This is a genomic window from Sphingomonas sp. GW821-FHT12D09 (assembly GCF_058807215.1).
On sequence record NZ_JBXAQL010000001.1, the window covers coordinates 1898658 to 1917456 of the forward strand.

The 18799-nt window shown below is 68.1% G+C and carries 19 protein-coding genes and 1 tRNA gene; 14 read left to right on the top strand and 6 right to left on the bottom strand.

Annotation, left to right across the window (positions count from 1 at the left end):
- The 12 genes from AC1RPL_RS08535 (at window position 1) to AC1RPL_RS08590 (ending at window position 9954) form a co-directional block, all read left to right on the top strand.
- Window positions 1–402, top strand: coding sequence for a CopG family transcriptional regulator (locus tag AC1RPL_RS08535; protein WP_493068816.1), 402 nt, complete (start codon window positions 1–3; stop codon window positions 400–402).
- Window positions 399–1385: a P-type conjugative transfer ATPase TrbB gene (gene trbB / locus AC1RPL_RS08540; protein ID WP_493068817.1), complete on the top strand. Its 987-nt coding sequence runs from the start codon at window positions 399–401 to the stop codon at window positions 1383–1385. Before AC1RPL_RS08535 ends, trbB begins: the two co-directional genes overlap by 4 nt.
- A 2-nt stretch (window positions 1386–1387) precedes the next feature.
- Complete coding sequence (locus tag AC1RPL_RS08545) at window positions 1388–1714, top strand: TrbC/VirB2 family type IV secretion system protein (protein ID WP_493068818.1); 327 nt, start codon at window positions 1388–1390, stop codon at window positions 1712–1714.
- Window positions 1711–1983, top strand: a complete 273-nt coding sequence (locus tag AC1RPL_RS08550) for a VirB3 family type IV secretion system protein (protein WP_493068819.1) — start codon at window positions 1711–1713, stop codon at window positions 1981–1983. Before AC1RPL_RS08545 ends, AC1RPL_RS08550 begins: the two co-directional genes overlap by 4 nt.
- A complete protein-coding gene (trbE, locus tag AC1RPL_RS08555; protein WP_493068820.1) occupies window positions 1977–4415 on the top strand; it encodes a conjugal transfer protein TrbE in 2439 nt (812 codons plus the stop codon). The genes AC1RPL_RS08550 and trbE overlap by 7 nt, the downstream gene beginning before the upstream one ends.
- 5 nt (window positions 4416–4420) lie before the next feature.
- Entirely contained in the window at window positions 4421–5161 is a 741-nt protein-coding gene (gene trbJ, locus AC1RPL_RS08560; protein ID WP_493068821.1) for a P-type conjugative transfer protein TrbJ, read from the top strand.
- Window positions 5162–5274: 113 nt separating this feature from the next.
- Complete coding sequence (gene trbL, locus AC1RPL_RS08565; protein ID WP_493068822.1) at window positions 5275–6573, top strand: P-type conjugative transfer protein TrbL; 1299 nt, start codon at window positions 5275–5277, stop codon at window positions 6571–6573.
- A complete protein-coding gene (gene trbF, locus AC1RPL_RS08570; protein WP_493068823.1) occupies window positions 6573–7379 on the top strand; it encodes a conjugal transfer protein TrbF in 807 nt (268 codons plus the stop codon). The genes trbL and trbF overlap by 1 nt, the downstream gene beginning before the upstream one ends.
- On the top strand, window positions 7376–8323 hold the full coding sequence (gene trbG, locus AC1RPL_RS08575; RefSeq protein WP_493068824.1) for a P-type conjugative transfer protein TrbG: 948 nt from the start codon (window positions 7376–7378) through the stop codon (window positions 8321–8323). The genes trbF and trbG overlap by 4 nt, the downstream gene beginning before the upstream one ends.
- On the top strand, window positions 8320–9543 hold the full coding sequence (locus AC1RPL_RS08580) for a TraB/TrbI/VirB10 family type IV secretion system protein (protein WP_493068825.1): 1224 nt from the start codon (window positions 8320–8322) through the stop codon (window positions 9541–9543). Before trbG ends, AC1RPL_RS08580 begins: the two co-directional genes overlap by 4 nt.
- 1 nt (window position 9544) lies before the next feature.
- Window positions 9545–9757: a DUF2274 domain-containing protein gene (locus AC1RPL_RS08585; protein ID WP_286711897.1), complete on the top strand. Its 213-nt coding sequence runs from the start codon at window positions 9545–9547 to the stop codon at window positions 9755–9757.
- Window positions 9754–9954, top strand: coding sequence for a MerR family transcriptional regulator (locus AC1RPL_RS08590; RefSeq protein WP_286711896.1), 201 nt, complete (start codon window positions 9754–9756; stop codon window positions 9952–9954). The genes AC1RPL_RS08585 and AC1RPL_RS08590 overlap by 4 nt, the downstream gene beginning before the upstream one ends.
- A gap of 38 nt (window positions 9955–9992) precedes the next feature.
- On the opposite strand, the gene AC1RPL_RS08595 is transcribed toward AC1RPL_RS08590, so the two are convergent.
- From AC1RPL_RS08595 to AC1RPL_RS08605, 3 genes are all read right to left on the bottom strand, one after another.
- Window positions 9993–10586 (bottom strand): tyrosine phosphatase family protein, encoded by a 594-nt coding sequence (locus AC1RPL_RS08595; RefSeq protein WP_493068826.1) that lies wholly within the window; start codon window positions 10584–10586, stop codon window positions 9993–9995.
- Window positions 10587–10627: 41 nt separating this feature from the next.
- On the bottom strand, window positions 10628–11890 hold the full coding sequence (locus AC1RPL_RS08600; RefSeq protein ID WP_493068827.1) for a tyrosine-type recombinase/integrase: 1263 nt from the start codon (window positions 11888–11890) through the stop codon (window positions 10628–10630).
- A gap of 165 nt (window positions 11891–12055) precedes the next feature.
- Window positions 12056–12142 (bottom strand) — tRNA-Leu (locus AC1RPL_RS08605).
- Window positions 12143–12687: 545 nt separating this feature from the next.
- On the opposite strand from AC1RPL_RS08605, the gene AC1RPL_RS08610 reads away from it, so the two are divergent.
- On the top strand, window positions 12688–15693 hold the full coding sequence (locus tag AC1RPL_RS08610; RefSeq protein WP_493068828.1) for a sensor histidine kinase: 3006 nt from the start codon (window positions 12688–12690) through the stop codon (window positions 15691–15693).
- Window positions 15693–16322 carry a response regulator gene (locus AC1RPL_RS08615; protein WP_493068829.1) on the top strand — a complete coding sequence of 210 codons (630 nt, stop codon included), beginning with the start codon at window positions 15693–15695 and terminating at the stop codon, window positions 16320–16322. The genes AC1RPL_RS08610 and AC1RPL_RS08615 overlap by 1 nt, the downstream gene beginning before the upstream one ends.
- 48 nt (window positions 16323–16370) lie before the next feature.
- Here the strand turns inward: AC1RPL_RS08615 and AC1RPL_RS08620 are convergent, their stop codons facing one another.
- The 3 genes from AC1RPL_RS08620 to AC1RPL_RS08630 all read right to left on the bottom strand — a co-directional run bounded on the left by AC1RPL_RS08620 (window position 16371) and on the right by AC1RPL_RS08630 (window position 18424).
- Window positions 16371–16982 (bottom strand): hydrolase, encoded by a 612-nt coding sequence (locus AC1RPL_RS08620; protein WP_493068830.1) that lies wholly within the window; start codon window positions 16980–16982, stop codon window positions 16371–16373.
- Between the two features lie 66 nt (window positions 16983–17048).
- Window positions 17049–17510: a cupin domain-containing protein gene (locus AC1RPL_RS08625; protein ID WP_493068831.1), complete on the bottom strand. Its 462-nt coding sequence runs from the start codon at window positions 17508–17510 to the stop codon at window positions 17049–17051.
- The gene (locus AC1RPL_RS08630) at window positions 17507–18424 is read right to left on the bottom strand and encodes an alpha/beta fold hydrolase (protein WP_493068832.1); all 918 of its coding nucleotides are present in this window, start codon (window positions 18422–18424) and stop codon (window positions 17507–17509) included. Before AC1RPL_RS08630 ends, AC1RPL_RS08625 begins: the two co-directional genes overlap by 4 nt.
- Between the last annotated feature and the right edge of the window lie 375 nt (window positions 18425–18799).

Below are 18799 nucleotides of genomic sequence, written 5' to 3' on the forward strand. Positions count from 1 at the left end.
ATGGCCGAGCGCGTCCGCCACCAGCTCTTCCTGCCGAGGCCGGTCAGCGACCGTCTCGAGACGCTTGCCGCAGCACCCGGCGCGACCAAGTCCGCCATCCTCGCCGATGCGGTGACCGCTTGGCTCAACCGCCGCGGCGCCTCCGAGCTCGAGGATCGCTTCGCGCTCCGCCTCGACCGGATGTCCAATGCGCTGGGCCGCATCGAGCGCGACGGCCATGTCGTGCTCGAGACGCTCGCATTGTTCATTAGGTTCGAACTCTCGATCCAGGCACCGCTCGCCGAGAACGACGTGGCCGGCCGCGCGCTCGCGCGCGAGCGCTTCGAGGCGTTCGTGACGCAGGTCGGCCGCGCCGTCGCGACCGGCAGGCGCACGCTCTTTCCCGCGGAGGAGGAGCGATGAGCGAGATCCTCTCGTCCGAACGCCGGCGCGCGATGCTGCGCACCGCGATGGGCCCCGACATCGCTTCGGCTCTCGCCGACAGCCAAGTGATCGAGGTCATGGTCAATCCAGACGGCTCGCTGCGCCTCGACCGGCTCGGCGAAGGCCGGATCGACACGGGTGTCGTCCTCGATGCACCACAGGTCGAGCGGATCGTCCGGCTGGTGGCGAGCCATGCTCGCGCCGAGGTCCATGCCGGGCAACCGATCATCTCGGCCGAGCTGCCGCCGCATCTCGACGGCCGGGCCGGAGAGCGCTTCGAAGGCGTGCTGCCGCCGGTCTCGACCGGGCCCTGCTTCTCGATCCGCAAGCCCGCCCAGCGCCTCTATACGCTGGACGACTATGCGGCGGACGGGATCATGTCCGCCGCGATGACGGAAGCGCTGCGGGCGGCGGTCACCCAGCGGTTCAACATCCTCATCGCCGGCGGGACGAGCTCGGGCAAGACGACGCTCGCCAACGCGCTCCTTGCCGAGATGCGCTGGGTGGACGCCCGCGTCATCCTGATCGAGGACACGCGCGAGCTGCAGAGCCCGGCGCCGGACACGGTGGCGCTGCGCACCCGCCCGGGGATCGTGTCGATGACCGACCTAGTGCGCTCGACGCTCCGTCTCCGACCGGACCGGATCATCATCGGCGAGGTCCGCGGCCCCGAGGCGCTCGACATGCTCAAGGCCTGGAACACCGGGCACCCCGGTGGGATCGCGACCGTCCATGCCAACTCTGCCGAGGCCGCGCTCTATCGCATCGAGCAGCTCGTCCAGGAGGCGGTCGTCACCGTGCCCCGCCGCCTCGTCGCCGAGGCGATCGACCTTGTCGTCTTCATCGCCGGACGCGGCGCCCACCGCTCGGTCGACGCGATCGCGCGCGTCGTCGGCGTCGATCCCGACACCGGCGCCTACGCGCTCGCCCCCTTCCACCTTCCCACCAGCCAAGGAGCCTGACCATGAAGACCATAGACCTGCCCACCAAGCCGCGCCTGCTGGCCGGCGCCGCAATCGCCGTCCTCGCCGCCGGCCAGGCCTGGGCCTCCGGAACCGGCATGCCGTGGGAGGAACCGCTCCAGCAGGTGCTGGAGTCGGTCCAGGGCCCGGTCGCCAAGATCGTCGCGGTGATCATCATCATCGTGACCGGCCTGACACTGGCCTTCGGCGAGACGGCCGGCGGATTCCGACGCCTCATCCAGATCATCTTCGGCCTGTCGATCGCGTTCGCGGCCTCGAGCTTCTTCCTGTCCTTCTTCTCGTTCGGCGGCGGGGCGCTGCTGGCATGATCGGGGACGGCCAGCATCTCGACGGGTTCGAGGCGCCGCTCCACCGGTCGCTCGCCGAGCCGATCCTGCTCGGCGGCGCGCCGCGCGCGATCGCGATCGTCAACGGCACCGTTGCCGCCGCGCTGGGCCTCGGACTCCAGCAATGGATCGCAGGCGTGCTGGTCTGGGCCTTGGGCCATACGGTCGCGGTGTTCGCGGCGAAGCGCGACCCGGACTTCGCGGCGGTGCTGGCGCGCCACCTGCGGCAGCGGGGATATCTCGCATGCTGAACCTGCGTGAATATCGCAGCCGCGCCGACCGCCTGGCCGATCATCTCCCCTGGGCCGCGCTGGTCGCGCCCGGCGTGGTGCTCAACAAGGACGGCAGCTTCCAGCGCACGCTGCGCTTCCGCGGCCCCGACCTCGAATCGGCGACCGAGGCCGAGCTGGTCTCGGCCTGCGCGCGCGCCAACAATGTCCTGAAGCGCTTCGGCTCGGGCTGGGCGCTCCACATCGAGGCCGAGCGTCGCGAGGCGCCGGGCTATCCGGCGAGCAGCTTCCCGGACGCGGCATCCTGGCTTGTCGACGAGGAGCGTCGTGCGTCGTTCGAGGCGGCGGGTGCCCATTTCGAGAGCCGCTACCATCTCACCCTGACCTTCCTGCCGCCACCCGACCAAGCCGACAGCGCCGGCCGCGCGCTGGTCGAGCGTGCCGATGCGCCGCAGGGTCGCGACTGGCGCCAGGCGCTTGCCGGGTTCGTCGCGGAGACCGATCGCGCGCTCGACCTGTTCTCGGGCTTCATGCCGGAGATCGCGGCGCTCGACGACGCTGAGACGCTGGCATTCCTACATGGTACCATCTCGACGCGACGCCACGGTGTGCGCGTGCCCGAGACGCCGATGTATCTCGACGGGCTGCTCGCCGACACACCGCTTACCGGCGGGCTCGAGCCGATACTCGGGTCGCTGCACCTGCGCACGCTGACCATCCTCGGCTTCCCCGGCCTCAGCCGGCCCGGGATCCTCGACGCGCTCAACCATCAGGATTTCGGCTATCGCTGGGTCACGCGGTTCATTGCGCTCGACAAGACCGACGCCACCAGGGCGCTGACCCGGCTGCGCCGCCAATGGTTCAACAAGCGCAAGTCGGTCACCGCGATGCTGCGCGAGGTGATCTACAACCAGCCGGTCCAGCTGCTCGACAGCGACGCCGACAACAAGACCGCCGACGCCGATCTCGCGCTCCAGGCGCTGGGCGGCGACCATGTCGCCTTCGGCTACCTCACTACGACGATCACCGTCGCCGACGAGGATCGGGCCCGCGTCGAGGAAAAGGTCCGCGCGGTCGAGCGGATCGTCAACGGGCTCGGCTTCACCTGCATCCGCGAGGGGCTGAACGCGGTCGAGGCCTGGCTCTCGAGCCTGCCCGGGCAGGCCTATGCCAATGTCCGGCAGCCGCTCGTCCATACGCTCAATCTCGCGCACCTGATGCCGCTGTCGAGCGTCTGGGCGGGACCGGCGCGCAACCGGCACCTCGACGGGCCGCCGCTCCTCCATGCCGAGACCAGTGGATCGACTCCGTTTCGGCTCTCGACCCATGTCGGCGATGTCGGGCACATGATGATCGTCGGCCCGACCGGTGCCGGCAAGTCGGTCCTGCTCGCGCTGATCGCGCTCCAGTTTCGCCGCTATCCGGGGAGCCAGCTCTACCTCTTCGACATGGGCCGCTCGGCGCGCGCGGCCACGCTGGCGATGGGCGGTGTGCATCACGGGCTCGGGCTCGGCGGCGACGCCGGCGATACGATCGCGTTCCAGCCGCTCGCCGGGATTGCCGACGCCGGCGAGCGTGCCTGGGCGGCAGAATGGATCGCCGCGCTGCTCGCACACGAGAAGGTCGTGGTCACCCCCGAGGTGAAGGAAGCCGTCTGGTCGGCGCTCACCAGCCTTGCGAGCGCACCTGCCGAGGAGCGAACGCTCACCGGCCTGGCGATGCTGCTCCAGTCGACCGCACTCCGCTCCGCGCTGGCGCCTTATACGCTGGAAGGCGCCTTCGGCCGGCTGCTCGATGCGGCCGAGGACGATCTGCGCATGGCGGATGTCCAATGCTTTGAGACCGAGGCGCTGATGGGCACCGGCAGCGTGGTCGCGCCGGTCCTGACCTATCTGTTCCACCGGCTCGAGGCACGGTTCACCGGGCGTCCGACGCTGCTCATCCTCGACGAGGCGTGGAAGTTCCTCGACCATCCCCTGTTCGCCGCGCGTATCCGCGAGTGGCTGAAGACGCTGCGCAAGAAGAATGTCGCGGTGATCTTCGCGAGCCAGAGCCTCGCCGACATCGCCGACAGCGGCATCGCGCCGGCCATCATCGAGAGCTGCCCGCAGCGCGTCCTGCTGCCCAATGCCGCGGCGATCGAGCCGCAAGGACGCGCGGCCTATCAGCGGTTCGGGCTCAACGACCGGCAGATCGAGCTCGTCAGCCGCGCGACGCCCAAGCGGCATTATTACCTCCAGTCCGCCGCTGGCAACCGCCTCTTCGAGCTGGGCCTCGGGCCCATCGCGCTCGCGCTGTGCGGCGCCTCCGATCCCGCCACCCAGGCGCGCATCGACGCGCTGCTCGCCGCGCACGGGCCAGCCGGATTCGCCGCGCGCTTCCTGGAGCAGGCCGGTCTCGACTGGGCCGCGGCGCTGCTCGCCCAATTCCCCGATTCCCAAGCGAAGGAGTAGAAGTGATGCGTATCCTCACCCGCAAGAACCTGATCGCAACGGCGCTGGGCCTGGGCGCCCTGGGCTCGCTGACGATGGGCTTCGCGACCAGCGCGCACGCGCAGATCACGGTGTTCGACCCGACCAACTACAGCCAGACCGTCCTGACCGCGGCGCGCACGCTCCAGCAGGTCAACAACCAGATCCAGTCGCTCCAGAACGAGGCGCAGATGCTGCTCCGGCTGGACAGGAACCTGAAGGGCATCGCCTTTCCGCAGCTCCAGGCACTGCTCGACAAGCTCGACGGCATCGACCGGCTCATGAAGCAGGCCCAGAGCGTCGACTTCGAGGTGGACCAGCTCGAGGCCAGGCTGAAGTCGCTCTATCCGCGCAGCTTCGATCCCGGCTCGACACGCGATCAGCGGCTGCAGGCGGCCCGGGCGCGCTACGACGCGAGCACCGATGCGCTGCGCCGGACGATGACCGTCCAGAGCGGCATCGTGCAGCAGGCGCGTGAGGATGCCGAGGCGCTGGCCGAGATCGCGGCGCGCAGCCAGGGTGCGGAAGGCGCGCTCGCCGTCGGCCAGGCCACCAACCAGTTGCTCGCGCTCACCGCCAAGCAGGGCATGGCGCTCCAGCAGATGATGGCCGCGCAGTTCCGCGCCGACGCGCTCGAGAAGCAGCGCCAGCTGACCGAGTCCGAGGCATCGCGGGCCGCGACGCGCAGGTTCCTCGGCACCGGCACCGCCTACACGCCCCAGCGATAGCGAGACCGGCCGCGGCGGAACGAGCCCCCTGCCGCCGCGGTCGCAGTCCGCGGGGCCCGGCCACCCGCTCCCCCTGGCCGGGCCCCGCGGCACCCAGATCCAAGGAAGAACCCGTGAACGACCTCAACGTGATCGACCGGTTCATGGCCGACTTCATCCGCTATATCGATAGCGGGTTCGGCCTGCTCGGGCCCGATGTCGGCTTCCTGACATCCGTGCTGATCGGCATCGACATCACGCTCGCCGGCCTGTTCTGGGCGATGGGCGGCGAGGACGACATGATCGGCCGCTTCATCAAGAAGATCCTCTATATCGGCGTGTTCGCGCTGATCCTGAATCGCTTCTCCACGCTCGCCGATATCATCTTCCGCTCCTTCTCGCAGGCAGGGCTGACCGGCGGCGGGGGCACGCTTTCCGCCGACGATTTGCTGCGCCCGGGCCGTCTCGCGGGCACCGGCTTCCAGGCGGCCTGGCCTTTGCTCGACCAGGCCAGCGACCTGCTCGGCTTCACGACCTTCTTCGAGAACTTCATGACGATCATGGTGCTCCTGATCGCCTGGGTGATCGTGATCGTCGCCTTCTTCATCCTCGCCGTGCAGATGTTCGTCTGCATCCTCGAGTTCAAGCTGACGACGCTCGCCGGGTTCATCCTCGTGCCGTTCGCGCTGTGGAACCGCACCAGCTTCCTCGCCGAGCGCGTGCTCGGCAACGTCATCTCCTCGGGCATCAAGGTGATGGTGCTGGCGGTGATCGTCGGCATCGGCTCGGGCTTCTTCACCGAGTTCGCCTCCGCGCTCCAAGGCAAGGAGCCCGATATCGGCCAGGCGATGAGCTTGGTGCTCGCCAGCCTCGCATTGTTCGGTCTCGGCATCTTCGGGCCGGGCATCGCTTCCGGGCTCCTCTCCGGCGCGCCGCAGCTCGGCGCCGGCTCGGCGGTTGCAACCACGGCGCTCGCGGCAGGCGGCTTCGCGGTCGCCGGCGGCGCGGGCATGGCTGCGGCGAAGGGGCTTGCCGGTGCCGGGCTCGGCGCGATCCGCGCCGGCACCTCGATGGGGTCGGCAGCCTCGACCGCGTACAAGCTCGGCCAGGAAACCTCCGGCTCGAAGTCGGTCGCCGCCGGTATGGGCGGTGTCGCGACCGCCGCCCGCGGCGCACTCGCGCAGCGCATGGGCGGAGGGCTCCGCGCGGCGGCCGCCGACGCCCATCGTGCCGCCTGGAATGCCGGCACGATGGGCGCGCAGGCGAACCCCGGGGGAGCGCCGGCTCCTGCGTCTAACGCCATGCCGGGTTGGGCGCGCGACCTCCAGAACACGCAATCCCGCCGTCACCATCGCCAAGCGGCGATCCACGCCTTCCAGGGTTCGGATCGCGGCGGCGGCGGCGCGACCCCCGACATCAAGGAGAAGAACTGATGCGCTTCAAACGTGCCGTCCAGCGCTACGGGCGCACGGACGAACCCGAGACACCGTACCGCCGCGCGGGCCAGCTCTGGGACGAGCGGATCGGCTCCGCCCGGGCCCAGGCGAGCAACTGGCGGCTGATGGCGTTCGGGGGGCTGACGCTCACCACCGGCCTGTCGGGCGCGCTGGTCTGGCAGTCGATGCAGAGCCGCATCGTCCCCTATGTCGTCGCGGTCGACAGCCTCGGCCAGGCACAGGCAGTGTCCCCCGCCGCCGCCGAGTACCGACCGACCGACCCCCAGCTCGCCTGGTTCCTCGCGCGCTTCGTCACCGACATCCGGGGCCGGTCGCTCGACGCGGTGCTGATGCGGGAGAACTGGCTCCAGGCCTATGACTTCGCGTCGAAGCGCGGCGCCATCTTCCTCGGCGAATATGCCCGCTCGGCGAACCCGTTCGCCGATGTCGGCGACAGGACCGTCTCAGTCCAGGTGACCAGTGTGGTCCGTGCGTCCGCATCCAGCTTCCAGGTGAAATGGGCCGAGCGCGCCTATGAGCGCGGGAGCCTCGCCGGTACCTCGCGTTGGACCGCGATCGTCACCGTAGCGCTCAAGCCGCCGCGCGACGCGGACACGCTGCGCAGGAACCCGCTCGGCCTCTATGTCGATGCGATCGACTGGAGCCGCGAGTTCGAGACGCCTGCCGACCATGCGCCGGGCACGGCGCCGACGCCCGTGCCGGATCCCGGCGTGCCCAGCGGATCGCCGCTCGATCCCCGCCTCGGCCAGCCCTCCCAAGCCCAACTGGAGAACCGCCCATGAACCGCATCCTGCTTGCGGCGAGCGCGCTCGTCGCTGTGCCCGCTTTCGCGCAAACCTCGCCGCCCCAGCCGCCTCAGGCCGCCACGGCGAGTCCTAGCTCGCCGCCGGTCGCGACTACCATCGCTCCCCCGTCGGTAGTGCCTCCCGTGGCGCCCCGTCGCCACAAGCCGTCGCCGGCCGAGCTTCGGGTTCGCACGGCGAATGCGAAAGCGATCCAGGAGCCTGCGGCCCCGGCCTTCGTCAACGCCGTGCAGGTCTACCCCTATGGCGAGGGCGTCCTGTACCGCCTGTTCGCCGCGCCCGAACGGGTCAGCGACATCGCCCTGCAGCCCGGAGAGGCGATCGTCTCGGTGGCGGCGGGCGACACGGCGCGCTGGACCGTCGGCGACACGACCAGCGGCTCCGGCGAGAGCAGGCGCGTCCATATCCTCGTGAAGCCGTTCGCCGCCGGGCTCTCCACCAACCTCGTCATCACGACCGATCGGCGCGCCTATCATCTGCAGCTCGACAGCACGCCGGCCACCGCCATGGTCGCCTTGTCCTGGACCTATCCGCAGGACGAGATGATCGCGATCCGCCGCCAGCAGGCGTCGGCGGAAGCGGCAAGGCCGGTCGCTTCGGGCCTCGCCGTCGAGCGGCTGAACTTCGCCTATGCGGTGACCGGCGACAGGCCGGCCTGGCGGCCGCTGCGCGCGTTCGACGACGGGCGGCAGACGTTCGTCGAATTCCCGGCGAGCGTCGGCGTCGGCGAGGCGCCCCCGCTGTTCGTCATCGGCGACCGGGGCGATGCCCAGCTCGTGAACTACCGGATGAGCGGCCGCTTCTATGTGGTCGACCGGCTGTTCGATGCCGCAGAGCTTCGCCTCGGCGGAAAGAAGCAGGCCGTGGTGCGCATCAACCGCGCCGGCGCCGACCGGAGCCGGCGGCAGCGGAGGGCATCATGAGCGAGACCGCGCCCGACGCCGCGACCTTGCCCAAGGTCGATCCCGAGACGCTGGTGCTGCGCGGCCGCCCGAACCGGATCATCCGCTTCCGTCGCGGCGCGATCATCGCGATCGCAGCGCTGGGATCGACGGCGATCGTCGGGGTCACCTGGGTCGCGCTCAAGCCCGCGACCTTCCGGATCGTCGCCGGTGCCGAGGACCAGAAGGACCTCGCCAACCATGCGCCCGACGACGCACTGGCCGGCGCACCGAAAAGCTATGGCGACGTGCCCAGGCTCGGGCCGCCGCTCCCCGGCGATCTCGGGCGTCCGATCCTGCGCCGGCAGGAGATGCTTGGCGGATCGCCGGCTGGGAGCTCCTCGGATCAGTCCATGCAGGCGGCCGAAGCCGAGCGACAGCGGCTTCTCGCCGAGCGCAAGGCGGCCCGCGAATCCGGAATCATGATGCAGCTCGGCGCCACCGAGCATGCGGTGAATGCGGCTCCGCCCGCCTCTGCGCCGGCCGCCGTTCCGGCACGGGAAGCGCCATCGGCGACGATCGCGATCGACCCGGTGCGGGATCCGGGCAACCAGCAGCGCAAGGCCGACTTCCTCGCCGGCAAGAACGAGACCGGCGATATCAACCCGCACGCGCTGGTGGCGCCCGTATCGCCCTACACGCTTAGCGCCGGCAGCATCATCGCCGCCAGCCTGATCACCGGGCTCAATTCTGACCTGCCCGGGCTCGTCACCGCGCAGGTGACCGAGAATGCCTATGATAGCGCCACCGGCCATATCCTGCTGGTTCCGCAGGGCGCCCGGCTGATCGGCAGCTACGACAGCGTCGTGGCCTATGGGCAAAGCCGGGCTCTGGTCGTCTGGCAGCGGATCGTCCTGCCGAACGGCTACTCGATCCGGATCGACAATGTGCCCGCGACCGACATGGCCGGCTATGCCGGCCTTGCGGACAAGGTCGATGCCCACACCTGGCAGCTGCTCAAGGGCGTGGCGCTGTCGACGCTGCTCGGCGTCGGCACCGAGCTGAGCTTGGGCGACAGCGAAAGCGATCTCGTCCGCGCGATCCGCGAATCCGCACAACAGGGCACGTCGCGCGCCGGCGACCAGATCGTCACCAAGAACCTCAACGTCCAGCCGACCATCAAGGTGCGGCCCGGCTGGCCACTCCGCGTCGTGGTGCACAAGGACATCGTCCTCGCGCCATGGCCCGGCCAGGAGCAATAACATGCCCGACCTCAAGCTCGCGCAACTTCCCGACCGCACGCCGGTCAAGCTCGGCATCTCGGTGATGCCGGACCTGCACCAGGCGCTCAACGACTACGCCGCGCTCTATGCCCAGGCCTATGGCCGGGAGGAACCGGTCGCAGATCTCATCCCGGCGATGCTCACGGCCTTCCTCGAGAGCGATCGTGCCTTCAGCAAGGGGAGGTCGAAATGAGCCGGCGTGCCCTGGAGCCCGATGAGGCGACGCTCGAGCCGATCAGCGTGCGGATTTCCACCGCCGTCAGGATCACCGGCATCTGTCGCTCCACGATCTACGAGCTCATCGGCGACGGGACGATAGAGACCGTGAAGATCGGGCGATCGACCTTCATCCTCTATCCCAGCCTGAAGCGGCTGTTCGAGCGGAGTTGAAGACGGGCCGGGCACCCGCTCCAGCGGGGTGCCCGGCGCTATTGATCGCTATCGACCGGCGGAACATGCGCATACAGATGCGCGGCCCGCCGCACGAAGGCGGCACGATCGCGGCGAGCCTGTAGAACCCTCGGGGTTCGCTCCTGCCAGTCGGCCACGGCCGACACGAGCGCGCCGTTTCTGCCCAGGATCCCGTCCGCCAGCTTCACGACTACCAGATTCGGCGTAGCTTCCGGGCGGATCTCGAGCAGGTCGGCGAGCGCCTTTTCCTCACTACCGGCCCCGAGACGCGAAGCCAGGATCGCGAGCGCGATCCCAGCAGACCTCCCGACGCCGTGATAGCAATGAACCAGCAGCGAGCCTGCTTGGTGCGCCTGCGCGAAGGCGAGCGCGTCGATGACTTGCTCCCGTGTCGCAACTCGAATTCCGAGGCTGTCGTCATCGACATCCTCGAATTGCAGCACCAAGTGCGCTGGCATCGGCTGCGCCGAAAAGCGCAACCGATCCGGTAGTCGGCACCCTGGATCCTCGAGGGTGATGACGGCGCCGTAGCGGCGCTTGTGCTTCCTGGCCTGAGCGAGGCTTGAGACCGCGAGGCTCCCCGGCTCCGGCGCTTTTATGGGCGTGGACATGCCTGCTCCATGATGCAGTTCTGTAGTGGCCTTCGCATCGATTATCGCGATCGCGCACCGCGCCGGGCGAAGTCGACAGTCACCACCTTGCTGTGTCCGGTCGGCTTGGCGCCATCGTCGCCCAGGCGAAGCTGGTCGAGATAGTCTGACCAATGCTGCATCATGCGCACGCGCTCCTCCCAATATTGCCCGCGCGCATAGGCGCGTCGCACGCCGTTATTCTCCATGTGGGCGAGCTGCCGTTCGATCGCGTCGGGGTTCCATAGTCCCATCTCGTTGAGCAGCGTCGCCGCCATCGCCCGGAAGCCATGCGCGGTCATCTCGCTGCCGCTGTAACCCATACGCCGGAGCGCGAAGGTGACGGTGTTCTCCGACATGGGGCGTTTCCAGGTATGAGAGGCCGGGAACACAAAGGGGCTGTGGCCGGTCAGCGGACGTATCTCGTCGAGCAGGTCGAGCACCTGCCGCGACAGCGGCACCTGATGCGGCCAGCGCATCTTCATCTTCTCCGCAGGAATCGACCACACCGCGCGCTCTAGGTCGAACTCGCTCCATTCGGCCCGGCGCAACTCCCCGGGGCGCACGAAGACGTGGGGCGTCATCCGCAGTGCGAGCTTGGTGATCGCGTATCCGGGGCAATCGTCGATGTCCCGGAGCAGCTTGCCCACTTCCTTCGGCCGCGTGATCGCGGCGAAGTGCTTGGTCTTGGGAACGATGATCGCGCCGCGCAGGTCGCGGGCGACATCAACCTTCGCTCGCCCCGTGGCGATGCCGTAGCGAAACACACGGCTGATGACGCTGCGCATCCGTCGCGCGCTCTCATAGCGGCCGGTAGCCTCGATCTTGCGCAGCACAGCCAGCACTTCCTGCACCTCGATCTCGTGGAGCGGGAGATGGCCGAGAAACGGATAGACCTTCTCCAGCAGCCAGCGCACCTTGCTGAGCGTCACCTCGGCCCGCTCCTCGCGGGTGATCTTGACGAACCACTCCTCGGCGACGCCCTTGAAGGTGATGTTCTCGTCGATCTGAGCGCGGAGCTTCCTACGCTGCTTCTCGACAAAGGGATCGACGCCGTCGGCCACCATCTTTCGCGCGGAATCGCGCTTGTCGCGCGCCTCGGCGAGACTGACTTCCGGCCAGACGCCGAGGGCGAGCGCCCGTTGCTTGCCAAGGAATCGGTAGCTCAGGCGCCAGTACTTGGCGCCGTTGGGCATCACTAGGAGGTAGAGTGATCGACCGTCGCCGAGCTTGTAAGCCTTCGCCCGGGGCTGGGCGTTCCTGATCGCGAGTGCGGTAAGAGCCATGTTGGTATCTCCGTCCGAAAACGGGTGGATCTCGGGCCGAAATAGACCAACAAAAGCGTTGGTATCTCGGCGGACCCGCCCAAATCTCGTCGGAAAGATATTTGGAAAAAGGCTTTTTACCCAGCCACTTACGCGACGCCTCTGGACGTCAATGGACTGGGAAAATGGTGCCCAGAAGAGGACTCGAACCTCCACGCCCTTGCGAGCGCCAGCACCTGAAGCTGGTGCGTCTACCAATTCCGCCATCTGGGCACGGGGTAGGCGAGCGCCTCTACGGACGGGCCCGATTGCTGTCAACCGCCACGAAGATGATTTTGGAGAATGGACGCCTTTTTTCTCGCCGCGCAGCAACGTGCTCAGCCGGCGCAGCCCCGTACAAGCGCGTTCACGCGGCGATGCGGCACGCTGCTACGACACCGCAGGACCAAGGCCCGCTACGCTATCCCATGACGGCTCCGCCAACGCCGCGCTTTTGGGGAGATATGGCGCGCCTATGGGGGGACTCGAATCCGTGCCGCGCCCCATTTGCCTGTTTTTTCTACATTTTTCCACGCGCCTGATCCCGCTACCCCGGTCGATATCCGCGCCGTTCGAACCTGGTCGAAGCCAGCGATCGCCGACGCTCAGGGGCAGGCTGGAAGGCGAGCGCTCACCCTGCTACTCCATAGGCGTAGGGCAAGCCCTCGGCGATCGAGCCAGGCGGGGCGTGATGGGCATGGCGGCAATTCCATAGGGCGGGGGCTGAAGTGGATTGGCAGTTTTCTGCGACCCCGAGCGGGTTCGAACGCCCCGCCCTATTGCTTCGACGCCTGGCGATCTGCCTGGCGGCCCTTCTGTCCATCGCTTCCGTCAACGCGCAAGTCATGCCGGCGGGTTTCGGCGCGTACAAGCATCTGCGCTGGGGTGCTGAAGAGGGCGCGCCGGATAACGTGCAACAGATCGCGCAGACGCCGGACGGCTATCTCTGGCTCGCCGGCGACGCCTTGTACCGGTTCGACGGCGCGACCTTCGAACGGATCGACTGGCCCGCCGGCACCTCCAGGAAACCCGCATTGCCCTCGGGATTGATGGTCGATCGGCAGGGCCAGCTCTGGGTCGGGCTTCGCGGCAATGGCGGCCTGGCGGTATATCACGACGGCGTGCTGAAGGCGGTGCCGATACCCGATCCGCCCTTCGCCCTCGTGCATCTCGCACAGGCTCCCGACGGAACGATCTGGGCCGCGACTTCCCCCTTCAACAACCGCCTGTACCGGCTGCGGGCGGGACGATGGGAGCAGGTGGACGATGCGCTGAAGCTGCCGCCCGGCGCCGTCATGGGACTGTTGGCCGCGTCGGATGGGGGCGTGTGGGTTTCGCTCACCCATGAGAGCGGCAGGGATGGCGCGATCGCCTATCTGGCGCCCCATGCGACCAGCTTTCGGGGGATGCCGTTCCGCCTCTCCGGAAGGCCGCGCATCGCCTTCGACCCAAGCGGCGCGCTGTGGACCGCGGACGCAAGCGGCGTGCGCAAGCTGGTCGATGCGCGCGGCAAGATCATCGAACCCGCCATCCAATTTCCAGCCATTCCAGGCATCCGCACTGCTTCCATCGCCTTCGATCGAAGCGGCGGCCTGTGGGGCACGACGTCCTCGGTCGGCATATTCCACCTGGAAGCCGCGGCGAGGGCGTCGCTCAGCTCTCAGACCGGCGCATATCAATTCAATGCGGCAAATGGCCTGGCCTCCGACTTCACCTATGCGACGTTCGTCGATCGCGAAGGCAGCGTGTGGATCGGATCTGAAAATGGCATCGATCAGTTTCGCCGTGCCGCGGCAACCCAGGAACTGGCCATCCCTACCGACGCGATCGCAGGACTGGCGATCGCAAGCGCGAAGGACGGCAGCGTCTATATCGAATCGCATCGTACGCTGTTCCAGGTCCTGCCGCACGGCACGCCGCGGGCGATCCTGAAGCTCGACGGCGACGAAGACCTGGCGATGTGCGCGGCGCACGACGACGGCATATGGATCGTCCAGCCGTCGCGGACACTGCGCATCCGCGGCGATCGCTCGGAGGTATTGCCATCCTATCCTGGGCGAGCGCTTCCCACCGGCTGCGTCGAGGATCGGCTGGGACGATTATGGGTGGGGCTTTTCGACGGCAAGTTGAACTGGCGTGACTCGAAGGGCTGGAATGCCGCCGGCGGGGCGCTCGCGCAGTTGCGGATCTTTGACATGATCGCGACGCCCACGGGCGATCTCGCCTTCACCGGCTCGGGCGCCGTCGCGATCCTCAGCGGCAATCGGCTCGCCGTGACCAGGCTGGAGTCCAGCATAGGCCCGGCGAGGATGATCGCGCGCGGCACGCGCGACATCCTGTTGAGCGGCACCGGCGGGCTATTGCGGGTGCGCGACGGCCAGTTCGCGCGCCTGGACGAGCGCCGCTTCCCCTGGGTCGCGATGCTGCGCACTCTGGTGCAGACCCCACGCGGTGAGACCTGGATGATAGGCCGCAACAGCATCTCCAGAGTCGCCACCGCGGATCTCGACCAGGCGTTCGAAGACCCGAATGCGCCGCTGAAACGCACCGTGTTCGATGCGCAGGACGGGCTGACCAGCACCATGCAGCATGGCGGCTTCACCGGGATCCAGGCTGTGATGGGCGGCGATGGACGGCTATGGTTCCTCAACCGCCAGGGCGCGGCATTTTTCGATCCCGCCACGCTCGAGCGAAACCGTCTCGCCCCGCCGGTAGCGATCCGCTCGTTCGCGGGTGGCGGCCGGACTTGGCGCGACCCCGGCGCGCTCGATCTTAAACCCGGCACGCATGCGATCGACATCGCCTATGCCGGGCTGAGCCTCGCGATGCCGCAGCGCGTGCGGTTCCGGTACCGGCTGGAAGGCGTGGATGATGCCTGGGTCGATGCGGGCGCGCGGCGCTTCGCATCCTATGCCAATCTCGGGCCCGGCCGATATCGCTTCCGTGTGATCGCCGCGAACAACGATGGCGTCTGGAACAACAATGGCGCCGCCTTGCAGTTCGTGATCCGTCCGACCTTCCTGCAGAGCTGGCCCTTCAAGCTGCTCTGCGCCCTGGCGTTGCTGCTGCTCGTCTGGCTCGCCTACTCGATGCGGGTACGCGCCATCGCCCACCGCATTCGCCTGCGCATGGCCGAGCGCATCGAGGAGCGCGAGCGCATCGCGCGCGAGCTGCACGACACGCTGCTGCAGTCGATCCAGTCGCTCACGCTGCGCTTCCAGCTGGCCGTGGACGACCTGCCGCTGAAACAGGTCGGCCGGCCCGCGCTGATCGAAGCGATCGACACGGCGGACCGCGTGATTGCCGAAGGCCGCGACCGCGTGCACGACCTGCGCTCGCGCCAGGACGGCGACATCGAACAGATCGTCACTGACCTGATCGCGCGGCAGGGCTTCGGCTCCGACGTCGAAGTGTCGTTGACGAGTATCGGCACGCCCCATGCGATGGACTCGCTGGATGAAATCACCCGCATCGCCGGCGAGGCGTTGTTCAACATCCGCCGCCATGCGCAGGCGACCCGGGTGACCGTCGAGATCCGGCACGCCGCGAGCTTCGTCCTGCGCATCGCGGATGACGGGATCGGCATCGATCCCCAATATGCCGCGATCGGCAAGCAGGGGCATTTCGGCCTGGCGGGCATGCGGGAGCGCGCGCGCAAACTGCATGGCGGGCTCGTCGTCCGCCCCCTACCCGATCGCGGCACCGAACTGATGCTGACGGTGCCGGGTAGAATAGCGTACAAGGCGGGCGAGCGCAGCCTGTTCGCGCGCCTGTGGAGCTCCTGATGACCAGTGCTTCCCCGATCCGAGTGCTGATCGTCGACGACCATCCGATGGTGCGCGACGGCGTTGCCCTGCTCCTGGAACGACAGGACGACATGGAGGCGGTCGGAGAGGCGTCGGACGGTGCCGAGGCGATATCCAAGTTTCGCGAGCTCGCGCCCGACGTCACGCTGATGGACCTGCAGATGCAGGGCATGGGCGGGATCGACGCGATCCAGGAGATTCGCCGCCTGTCGCGCGACGCCAGGATCCTGGTGCTCACCACCTATCCCGGCGACGCGAATGCGATCCGTGCGATCCGTGCCGGCGCCTCGGGCTATATCCTGAAGAACGGCATCCGCGGCGAGTTGGTCGATTCCATCCGATCCGTCCATGCCGGCCGCCGCGCCGTCTGCTCGGAGACCGCCCACGCGCTTGCGGAGCACGCGCTGGACGAACCCCTGACCGAGCGCGAGATCGCCATCCTGCGCCTGGTGGCGGAGGGGCATCCCAACAAGCAGATCGCCTGGCGGCTGCAATTCTCGGTCGATACGATCAAGGCGCAGCTTAAGACGATCTTCGAGAAGCTCGGCGTGCATGACCGCACCCACGCCGTGACCGTGGCGACACGGCGCGGCTATATCGAGCGCTGAGCGCGGTCCCCAGGTCGAGCATCCGCCTCCGGACCATGCCGGTGGCGATCAGGGATGGATCGACGAGAAGACGATCTCGGCAAAGCCGGCCGTCGTCTCCACGCGGTTCCAGTCGCGCTGCAGTTCGCAGGCCAGCTGGATCCAGGTGATCGGGCGGGCACCGGCCTGGAGGATCCGCTCGAGGCCGGCCTGGTGCGCCAGCAGCGACGTTCCGCCCACGGCATCCACCACGGGATAGACGTCATAGCCTTCGCGCAGTGCATCCAGCGCGGGGAAGGCCAGGCAGACTTCGGTCCACAGCGCGACCATGATCAGCTTGCCTCGGCCGGTGGCCTTCACCGCCGCCACGAAGTCATCGTCTTCCCAGGCATTGATCGAGGTCCGGTCGATCGCCTCCACGCCGTCCAGCACTTCCTGGAGCTGATGGATGGTCGGCGTGTTGCGGCCGGTCGCGACATTCACCGTCGAGAGCACCACCGGCAAGCCGTAGAGCTTCGCCGTCCTGGCGACCGCCACGACATTGGCGATCAGCTCACGCCGTTCCATCGAGACGATGGAGGCGACTTGTACCGGCTGGAAGTCGATGATCACCAGCGCCGCGTTCTGGGGCGTCAGCAGTTCGTCGGCGAGCGGATCGCGAATGGTAGCGGGCGAAGTCATGGCACATCCTTTCTTCGAGCCGCGCCGCTGTGGGGCTTCGGACGAGAAACGCTGGAAACGTAGGTGTCAGGGCTTGGCGGTGTACCGCGTGTCGGTTGGGCCCCAGCCGCTGATATAGACGATCGCCGGCTGGTCGCGGGTGAGCGCGAAATGAGGGTCGTCGGCGGGCTCGGTATAGAAGCTGCCCGGCGGCAGCGCCTTTACCCGCGCTTCGCCGGCCGTCGCGCCATAGCCGAAATACCAGGTCCCGCTGACCACGACCGCGCTACGCGCGTCACGATGGGCATGCGCCGCGATCCGGGTGTTCGCCGGCACGCGGATCTCGATCGTATAGGGGCCCGAGACGGTCGGGTCGCCAAGCAGCACGGTGGTCTTGATACCGGCGACCCCGGACGTGCCCGGGCCCGCGCCGCCCTTGGCCAGGGCTTCGATCTCCGTCGGAGTCAGCCGTGCCTGCTGGGCATGCGCGGAGACGGCGAACAGCAATGCGCAAGGCGCGAGGGCGGCTGCGAGGTACCGCTTCCTCACTTGCCGGACTCCAGGAAGGGCTTCACCAGCGCGACGACCGCGGCGGGATTCTCCTCCATGATCCAGTGCCCGGAATCGGGGACGATACCCTCGGTCACGTTCGTCGCCGCCGCGCGCATCACCGCGGCCATGGTCAGCCCGAACGACTTTTCCCCGCCCAGCGCCAGCATCGGCATGGTCAGCTTCTTGCCGGTCGCGAGCCAGGCGCGGTTGTCGATCGCATCCTGGTCGAAGGCGGCGAACTGGGCGAAGCCCGAATGCATGCCGCCGGGCCGCGCATAGAGTGCCGCATAATGCTGGCGCGACAGCTCGTCGAAGCGCGCCGGGTGTGCCGAGAATTCGTTCCAGAAGCGGTCGAGATAGATCCGCTCGCGCCCGGCGACCAGGCGCTCCATGTCCGGCCCGCCGAAGCGGAAATGCCAGAGCAGCGGGTTCTTGAGGATCTCCTCCCACGGTCCGACGCCCGGCACCGGCGCATCGATCAGCACGAAGTGGCCGACCCGGTCGGGCACCTGGGTGGCCAGCGCGAACCCGACCATGTTGCCGATGTCATGCGTGACGAGATCGAACTTCTGGACGCCCAGCGCGGCGAGCACGCCCTGCATGTCGCGGCCCTGGGTCATCTTGTCGAAGCCGCCTGCGGGATGATCGGAGAGCCCCATGCCACGCAGGTCGGGGACAATGACCGTATGATCATCGTCGAGCGCGTCGGCCAGCGGCGCCCACATGTCCCCGGTCTCGCCATAGCCGTGGAGCAGCAGCACCGCCGGTCCATGCCCACCCACGCGCACATGGATGGTCGTGCCGTTGGTCTTGATCTCCTGCGTCTTGAACGCGGCAGGAAATGGCGCCACTTGCGCGACTGCGGGCGCGGCGAAGCATAGCGCCGTTGCCAAGAGAAGAGATTTGAACATCGGCCCTCCTTGAGCCCTTGAGGGCCGGGTGATTGCCGGATGACAGTGTTCTCTTCGCTGGACAGGCTCAATGCTAGCCCGGGCGCGAAGACGTACCCGGTCGGGTAAAGCCGATCGCAGGCTGGCCGGCAGGCCCCGGCACCTCGGATAAGCAGCACGCAGGGCCGGGCATCGGCGATCGCAGGCCCGCCGCCGGCAGCTCGACCGGCCGGGAACCCATGGCCCGAGTTTTTCCGGCCGGCACCCCGACCGCGACCGAGACCGCGTGGCACGCGATCGCGGCGTCGAACGCGATACGATGTCGGGCCGCGTCTTCGATCGACCCGGCGCCTCCCGCCAGGGGCTCGACCACGGCTCCTATGGCGGCGGTTTCTC